Annotated in this window: 7 protein-coding genes and 5 tRNA genes; 10 read left to right on the forward strand and 2 right to left on the reverse strand. The window is 66.0% G+C overall.

The annotated features are described in order from the left end of the window. Positions 1-146: 146 nt before the first annotated feature. The 7 genes from QRO93_RS10470 (at position 147) to QRO93_RS10500 (ending at position 3,219) form a co-directional block, all read left to right on the forward strand. Positions 147-419, forward strand: coding sequence for an HU family DNA-binding protein (locus tag QRO93_RS10470; protein WP_004146343.1), 273 nt, complete (start codon positions 147-149; stop codon positions 417-419). An 11-nt stretch (positions 420-430) separates the two neighbouring features. Beyond that, a tRNA-Val gene (locus QRO93_RS10475) sits at positions 431-505 on the forward strand. Between the two features lie 26 nt (positions 506-531). After that, positions 532-608 (forward strand) — tRNA-Asp (locus QRO93_RS10480). Positions 609-692: 84 nt separating this feature from the next. Then, a tRNA-Asp gene (locus QRO93_RS10485) sits at positions 693-769 on the forward strand. An 87-nt stretch (positions 770-856) separates the two neighbouring features. Further along, a tRNA-Asp gene (locus QRO93_RS10490) sits at positions 857-933 on the forward strand. A gap of 106 nt (positions 934-1,039) precedes the next feature. Continuing rightward, positions 1,040-1,116 (forward strand) — tRNA-Asp (locus QRO93_RS10495). Between the two features lie 147 nt (positions 1,117-1,263). Further along, on the forward strand, positions 1,264-3,219 hold the full coding sequence (locus QRO93_RS10500; protein WP_180880824.1) for a peptidyl-prolyl cis-trans isomerase: 1,956 nt from the start codon (positions 1,264-1,266) through the stop codon (positions 3,217-3,219). A gap of 244 nt (positions 3,220-3,463) precedes the next feature. Here QRO93_RS10500 and QRO93_RS10505 read toward each other — a convergent pair whose 3' ends face one another. After that, entirely contained in the window at positions 3,464-4,663 is a 1,200-nt protein-coding gene (locus QRO93_RS10505; RefSeq protein WP_180880823.1) for a lytic transglycosylase domain-containing protein, read from the reverse strand. Then, positions 4,660-5,424, reverse strand: a complete 765-nt coding sequence (gloB, locus tag QRO93_RS10510) for a hydroxyacylglutathione hydrolase (protein WP_180880822.1) — start codon at positions 5,422-5,424, stop codon at positions 4,660-4,662. The genes QRO93_RS10505 and gloB overlap by 4 nt, the downstream gene beginning before the upstream one ends. An 11-nt stretch (positions 5,425-5,435) precedes the next feature. Here gloB and QRO93_RS10515 point away from each other — a divergent pair, with 11 nt between their 5' ends. The 3 genes from QRO93_RS10515 to dnaQ are packed head-to-tail and all read left to right on the forward strand — an operon-like array spanning position 5,436 to position 7,281. Further along, entirely contained in the window at positions 5,436-6,080 is a 645-nt protein-coding gene (locus QRO93_RS10515; RefSeq protein ID WP_180880821.1) for a hypothetical protein, read from the forward strand. 12 nt (positions 6,081-6,092) lie between these two features. Further along, on the forward strand, positions 6,093-6,545 hold the full coding sequence (gene rnhA, locus QRO93_RS10520; protein WP_014036151.1) for a ribonuclease HI: 453 nt from the start codon (positions 6,093-6,095) through the stop codon (positions 6,543-6,545). A 4-nt stretch (positions 6,546-6,549) separates the two neighbouring features. Continuing rightward, positions 6,550-7,281 (forward strand): DNA polymerase III subunit epsilon, encoded by a 732-nt coding sequence (dnaQ, locus tag QRO93_RS10525; protein WP_053448923.1) that lies wholly within the window; start codon positions 6,550-6,552, stop codon positions 7,279-7,281. Positions 7,282-7,322 lie beyond the last annotated feature (41 nt).

Genomic DNA, 7,322 nt, shown 5'->3' on the forward strand with positions numbered 1-7,322 from the left:
GTATAAAAGCAGCACTCGCGAATGAGTGATCGCTGTCAGCGATCACTGAATCGGCGAACCGTTTCCACATGGCGGCCGCATGCAGAAGGCGTGCGGTTGCTTCCCTGTCGAATCCGCGGAACCCACCGCCAAAGGAGTTGTAGAGAATGAACAAGACCGAATTGATCGATGCCGTTGCTGAAGCTGCGGACCTGACCAAGGCCGAGTCCAGCCGCGCTGTCGATGCCGTCGTTGCTGCCGTCACCAAGGCGCTGAAGGACGGCGATGCGGTCACCCTGGTTGGCTTCGGTACCTTCCAGGTCCGCGACCGTGCTGCCCGCACCGGCCGCAACCCGAAGACCGGCGACACCATCAAGATCGCTGCTTCGAAGAATCCGTCGTTCAAGGCTGGCAAGGCCCTGAAGGATGCTGTAAACTAAGCGGCTCGCTGGGGTGCTTAGCTCAGCGGTAGAGCGTCTCCTTTACACGGAGAGGGTCGGGGGTTCGAAACCCTCAGCACCCACCACAGCACCGCGGTAAAAGTTTGAGTGTGGAGCGGTAGTTCAGCTGGTTAGAATGCTGGCCTGTCACGCCGGAGGTCGCGGGTTCGAGTCCCGTCCGCTCCGCCATTCAACGAGGCCTCCGGCCAAAAGCTGGAGGCTTTGTTTTCTTCCCGGCCCAGGCCGGCGGAAAACAAAAAACGGTAACAACGCGGAGCGGTAGTTCAGCTGGTTAGAATGCTGGCCTGTCACGCCGGAGGTCGCGGGTTCGAGTCCCGTCCGCTCCGCCATTACATCGAGGCCCCCGGTCTGAAGCCGGGGGCCTTGTCTTCTCCCCGGAAGGTTCGGGAAGAAGGCGAAAAGGTTTTTGCAAGAACGGAGCGGTAGTTCAGCTGGTTAGAATGCTGGCCTGTCACGCCGGAGGTCGCGGGTTCGAGTCCCGTCCGCTCCGCCATTGCGGAATTCTTAAGTCCCTGTGAAAAAACTTTGAAAAAAGTGTTCATCGGGCTGGGTTTCCAGGGAGTCTTCGGATATACTGGGCACCTGCAAAGTTTCAGCGCGGAGCGGTAGTTCAGCTGGTTAGAATGCTGGCCTGTCACGCCGGAGGTCGCGGGTTCGAGTCCCGTCCGCTCCGCCAACTCTAAAAGCCCTCGGCACACGCCGGGGGCTTTTTCTTTGTGTACTCGCGAAGGGGCGCGCAGGCCGCGCCGGTGCTGCTTTTGGTCCCTGCGGCGAAGCGGGTTACACTGCCGGGCTCGCCAATCAGGCCTTGTGATTCCTCACCATGCTGCAGAAACTCCGCGACAAGACCTCAGGCTGGATCGTCACCGTGATCCTGGGGCTGCTGATGATTCCGTTCCTGTTCGTGATCGACAACAGCTACCTTGGTGGCGTTGGCGCTCAGAACGTGGCCAAGGTTTCCGCACCTCCGACCTGGTGGCGTTCGGCGCCGTCGTGGTGGCCGGTGCGCATGCTGTGGCAGCACCACGAGATCAGCGCGCAGGATTTCCGCACCCGTTTCGAGCAGGAACGCATGCGCGAGCGCCAGCAGCAGGGCGAGAACTTCGACCCGCGCGCGTTCGAAAGCACCGAAAACAAGCTGGCCGTGCTCGACCAGCTGATCGACGAGCAGGTCGTGCGCCTGGTGGGTGAGCAGGCCGGTGTCGTGATCGGCGATGGTGCCGTGCGCGAGTACATCGCCACCATCCCGGCCTTCCTCGATTCGAACGGCAAGTTCAACGAGAACAACTATCGCCTGGCGCTGGCCGGTGGCAATCCGCCGCGTACCCCGACCCAGTTCCAGGAACTGGTGCGTGAGAGCCTGCAGCAGTCGGTGATTCCGTCGGGCCTGCAGAACTCCGGTTTCGTCACCCAGTCCGAGACCGAGCGCCTGCTGAAGCTGCTGGGCGAGACCCGTGACGTCGAGCTGGCCGCGCTGCCGGAAGTGCCGGCCGATACCGCGCCGGTCACCGATGCGCAGATCAAGCAGTGGTATGACAGCCACGGCAAGGATTTCCGCCAGGCCGAGAGCGTGTCGCTGGAGTATGTCGAGATCAACGGCGGCAACCTGCCGGCACCGGCCGCGGCCGACGAAGCGACCCTGCGCAAGCGCTATGAGGACGAGAAGGCGAAGTTCACCTCGCCGGAGCAGCGCCAGGCCGCGCACATCCTGATCACCGGCGACGGTGCCGAAGCCAAGGCCAACAAGATTGCCGCCGAAGCCAAGGCCGCCGGCGCCGACTTCGCGGCGCTGGCCAAGGCCAACTCGGAAGATCCGGGCTCGAAGGCGCAGGGCGGTGACCTGGGTTGGGTCGAGCGTGGTGCGATGGTCAAGCCGTTCGAAGACGCCCTGTTCGCCGCCAAGGCCGGCGACGTGATCGGCCCGGTCAAGACCGACTTCGGCTACCACATCATCAAGGTGGCCGCTGTGCGCGGTGGCCAGGGCAAGTCGTTCGAGGAAGTGCGTGACACGCTGGCCGCCGAGCAGCTGAAGGCCGATGGTGAGCGCGGCTTCAACGAGCTGGCTGGCCGCCTGGTCGACGCCATCAACAAGAGCCCGAGCGATCTGGCGGCTGCAGCCAAGGAAGTGAACCTGCCGCTGCAGACCCTGGGCCCGATCACCCGCACCACCGCCAGCGGCATCGCCGCTGATCCGGCGGTGCTGCGCGCCGCCTTCTCCGACGTGCTGGTACAGGATGGCACCGCCAGCGACCCGATCGCCCTGGGCGGCGCCAGCAACCACAGTGTGGTCATCCGCGTCTCCGCGCATACGCCGGAGCAGGCGATGCCGCTGGACAAGGCCCGCGAGCAGGTGATCGCCGCGATCCGCGCCGATCGCCAGCGCCAGGCCAGCGACAAGGCTGCTGACGCCGTGCTGGCCAAGCTGAAGGGCGGCGCCACCCTGCAGTCGCTGGCAGCCAGCGAGAAGCTGCAGCTGAGCCCGATGCCGGGCCTGCCGCGCAGCCAGCCGGTGCCGACCCCGGACATCCACCGCGCGATCTTCAGTGCGCCGGCGCCGGTCAATGGCAAGCCGAGCTACGGCAAGGTTGACGTGAACGGCCACGCGCTGCTGTTCGCGGTGAACAAGATCAACCCGGGCGACATCAAGGAAGTGACCGCCGAGCAGCAGAAGCAGCTGAAGGACCAGCTGAGCCAGATCGATGGCATGGCGGCAGCCAAGGCCTACGTCGAGGCCATGCGCAAGAAGTTCGTGGTCCAGACCACCGAAGCCAACCTGTAAGCCCCGCGGCGAGCAGGAACGAAAAGGCCCGGCATTGCCGGGCCTTTTTTGTGGAGCCGGTTGGCGCCGAACTTGCTCGACCGCCTTTTGTAGAGTCGAGCTTGCTCGACTGGATACACAAAAACAGTCGAGCAAGCTCGACGGGGAGCTCAGTCGAGCAAGCTCGACTCTACGGGCGATGTTTCGAGGGCAAGAAAAAAGCCGAGCATGGGCCCGGCTCCAAGGGCAGTGCCTGGCTGGCGCGTCAGTCTTCGACGCGCAGCACCGCACCGGGCTTCAGCACGCTGCTGCCGCTCAGGCCGTTGAGCGAGAGCAGGGCCTTCACCGGCATGCCGTAGCGGCGGGCGATGGTCCAGGCCGACTCGCCATCACGCACGGTGTGGCGACGGCTGCGCGGGCGGTCGGCGATTGCGGCAACGGTCTTGGCGACCGTCGGCGTGGGCACAGCAGTGGCCGCCGGGACCGCGCTGGCGACCAGCGCGGTCGCCGCCTCCGTGGCCGTCGCATTGGCGGCCGAGACAGGAGCCAGCACGCGGGTCGTGCCGGAAGCGCGGCCGCCCGATGCCAGCGCGGGGTTGAGCCGGGCGATCTTCGCCGGGTCCAGGGCGCGCTGTGCGGCCCACTGCTGGACGCTGGTGCCGGCCGGCAGGGTGTGGTCCTTCAGCACCGGCACGGTGCGGTCCAGCGAGGCCATCACGCCGGGCTGGTCTTCCACGTCTTCCAGCACGCAGGCCAGGGCATGCAGCTTCTCGACGTAGGCATGGGTGACCGGGGACAGGCCCGGCAATGCCGAGGGCTTGGCGTTCTGCGCATTCATGCCGGCCTTGCGCATGGACTGCAGCACGCGGTACTCGCCGGCGTTGTAGGCCATGGTGGCCAGGCGCCAGTCGCCGCCGAACATGCCGTGCAGGGTCTTCAGGTAGCGCACCGCGGCCTGGGTCGAATCGACGGCCGACAGGCGGCCGTCATAGCCGTTGGCCATCGGCACGCGATGGTTGCGCGCGGTGGTGGCGATGAACTGCCACAGGCCGGTCGGGCCACTGCCATTGCGGGCATTGGGCCGGTAGCCGCTTTCGACGAAGGGAATCAGCGCGAATTCGGTAGGCAGGTTGGCCTTGCGCAGCTCTTCGACCACGTAGCCGAACAACACCAGCGCATCGTCATCCTGGTTGGCCAGGCGCGAGGGGGCGTGGGCGAACTGCTTCTGCCAGCGCGGGCTGGTGGCCTCGGCGTCACAGCTGGGTTCGGCCAGGCCGTCGCGGAAGCTGGTGAAGATCTCCTGGCCATTGCGTACCGAGGCGGCCGGCAGCGTGGACGGATCCAGCGGCAGCGCAGCGGCAGCGGTCAGGTTCTGGCTGATGCCGGCGCCCAGCGACTGCGCGCCCGCGGTTCCGGCCAGCCCCAGGGCAAGGCCCAGGGCCAGCGGCAGACTTCGGCGCATCATGCGCGGAAGCCGTCTTTCCAATGCCGGAGACCGGCCATCACGTCGACGTCGTCCACGACGTCACGGCCCAGGTGTGCCGATACCGACGCACGAATCGGCGCCGTGTGCACACGCAGGAAAGGATTGCAGTCGAATTCGTTGGCCAGGGTTACCGGCAGGGTGGAACGGTCATCGCGGCGCATGGCCAAAGCCTCCTCTTGGCGCTGCCACAGGGCAGCGTTGGCGGGGTCGACATGCCGCGCGAAGACGGCATTTGACACGGTGTACTCATGAGCGCAACAAAGCAGCAGTTGCGCGGGCAAGGCACCCAGCTTGCGCATCGATGCCAGAAGCTGGGACGGCGTACCTTCGAACAGACGTCCACAGCCCAGGCTGAACAACGAATCTCCGCTGAAAAGATGTTCAGCAGTGTGAAACGCGATGTGGCTGCGGGTATGCCCGGGCACGGATAGTACGTGGAACATCCGGCCCAGTGCCTGAACGCGTTCACCTTCGCCGACCCGTTCGGTGGCCGTGGGGATGCGCTCCTCGACGGGGGCGATCACCCGCACGCCGGGAAAACGGGCCTGCAGCGCGGGCACGCCACCAATGTGGTCATCGTGGTGGTGGGTGAGCAGGATCGTGTCCACGCGCAGGCCCTGATCGGCCAGCGCGAGTACCGGCGCAGCATCGCCGGGGTCGACGACCACGGCGGCGCCATCGTCGTCGATCAGCGTCCAGATGTAGTTATCCGCAAATGCGGGCAGGGCAGTCAGTCGCATAGAATTGGACCATGCCCGCGCTGCAGAGCACCCGTCAAGCGAGCCAGACCCCGTGGTTCGACAGTGAACCGGCGGCGGCGTTGCGCGTGCTGGAGCGGCAATTGCTGCTGCCGCAGCTGTCGGTGTTGCCGTCCCAGCCCTGGTTGTGGATCGCGCCGAGTGCGGCCTGGCTGGACGACGCACAGCTGGGGGGGCGCGGCCTGCGACTGCACCGGCACGGCCACGGCTATGCCGGCGATACCCGCTGCGCGTTGCCGCTGCCGCTGGCCAACGAGAGCGTCAATGCGATCGTGCTGCAGCATGTCACCGCCGCCGATGCCGACCTGCTGCTCGACGAGTGCGAGCGCGTGCTGATGCCGGGCGGCCACCTGTGGCTGAGCAGCCTCAATCCGTTCAGCCCGTACCGCACGCGCTGGCGCCAGCATGGGCTGGTGGTGCGTACGCCGCAGCGGATCCGCCTGCTGCTCGGCCGGCATGGGCTGGAATGCGACGATATGCGTTACCTCGGCCCGCTCTGGCGCGGCGCCGGCAGCCGCCGCCCGGGCGGTTGGGCGCCGCTGCGCGCGGCCTGCCTGTTCCATGCGGAAAAACGCACGCTGGCCCTGCTCGGGCCGAAACCGTTGCCGGTGCGTTGGCACGGCACCGTTGCTACCTGATCTGGAGTTGTATTGAAAACCATCGAAATCCACACCGACGGATCCTGCCTCGGCAATCCAGGTCCTGGCGGCTGGGCCGCGCTGCTGCGCTACAAGGGCCATGAGCGCGAACTGAGTGGCGGCGAAGCGCATACCACCAACAACCGGATGGAGCTGATGGCGGCCATTTCCGGGCTGGAGACGCTGACCGAGCCCTGCAACATCGTGCTCTACACCGACTCGCAGTACGTGCGGCAGGGCCTGACCCAGTGGATGCCGGGCTGGATCCGCAAGAACTGGAAGACCGCTGGCGGCGACCCGGTGAAGAACCGCGAGCTGTGGGAGCGACTGCATGCGGCCACGCTGCGGCACCAGATCGACTGGCGCTGGGTGAAAGGCCACTCCGGCGATCCGGACAATGAGCGGGTGGATACCCTGGCGCGCAACGCGGCCATCCAGATCCGCGACTCCAGCCCGGTAAACTGAGCCCATGCGTCAGATCATCCTCGATACCGAAACCACCGGCCTGGAGTGGAAGAAGGGCAACCGCATCGTCGAAATCGGCTGCGTGGAGCTGTTCAAGCGCCGCCCGACCGGCAACAACTATCACCAGTACATCAAGCCGGACTGCGAGTTCGAACAGGGCGCGCAGGAAGTCACCGGGCTGACCCTGGAGTTCCTCGACGACAAGCCCGGTTTCGCGCAGATCGCCGACGAGTTCCTGGCCTTCATCGATGGCGCCGAGCTGATCATCCACAACGCGGCATTCGACCTGGGCTTCCTCGACAACGAGCTGTCGCTGCTGGGGCCGCAGTACGGGAAGATCACCGACCGCTGCACGGTGATCGATACCCTGGTGATGGCGCGCGAGCGCTTCCCCGGCCAGCGCAACTCGCTGGATGCACTGTGCAAGCGGCTGGGCGTGGACAACTCGCACCGTGCATTGCACGGCGGCCTGCTCGATGCGCAGATCCTGGGCGATGTCTACATTGCGCTGACCTCGGGCCAGGAAGAGATCGGCTTCGGCCTGGGCGATGAGGACGGCGGTGGCGCAGGTGCAGCGCTGCAGGCGTTCGATACCAGCAAACTGCTGCCGCGGCCGCGGGTGATGGCGACGCCATCGGAACTGGAGGCGCACGCTGCGCGGCTGGAGCGGCTGCGCAAGAAGGCCGGCCACGCGCTGTGGGATGGCCCGAAGCTGGAAGAACCCGCCAGCGCGTAATGCACTTGGGTAGTGCCGGCCGCTGGCCGGCATCTGCGTGA

It is taken from the genome of Stenotrophomonas maltophilia group sp. Smal17, assembly GCF_030237045.1.
GTDB lineage: Bacteria > Pseudomonadota > Gammaproteobacteria > Xanthomonadales > Xanthomonadaceae > Stenotrophomonas > Stenotrophomonas forensis.

Bases quoted from the DNA above. Each gene is read 5' to 3' on its own strand.
- QRO93_RS10505 (WP_180880823.1), bottom strand. From the start codon at position 4,663: ATGATGCGCCGAAGTCTGCCGCTGGCCCTGGGCCTTGCCCTGGGGCTG.
- QRO93_RS10515 (WP_180880821.1), top strand. From the start codon at position 5,436: ATGCCCGCGCTGCAGAGCACCCGTCAAGCGAGCCAGACCCCGTGGTTC.
- QRO93_RS10500 (WP_180880824.1), top strand. From the start codon at position 1,264: ATGCTGCAGAAACTCCGCGACAAGACCTCAGGCTGGATCGTCACCGTG.
- QRO93_RS10470 (WP_004146343.1), top strand. From the start codon at position 147: ATGAACAAGACCGAATTGATCGATGCCGTTGCTGAAGCTGCGGACCTG.
- dnaQ (WP_053448923.1), top strand. From the start codon at position 6,550: ATGCGTCAGATCATCCTCGATACCGAAACCACCGGCCTGGAGTGGAAG.
- gloB (WP_180880822.1), bottom strand. From the start codon at position 5,424: ATGCGACTGACTGCCCTGCCCGCATTTGCGGATAACTACATCTGGACG.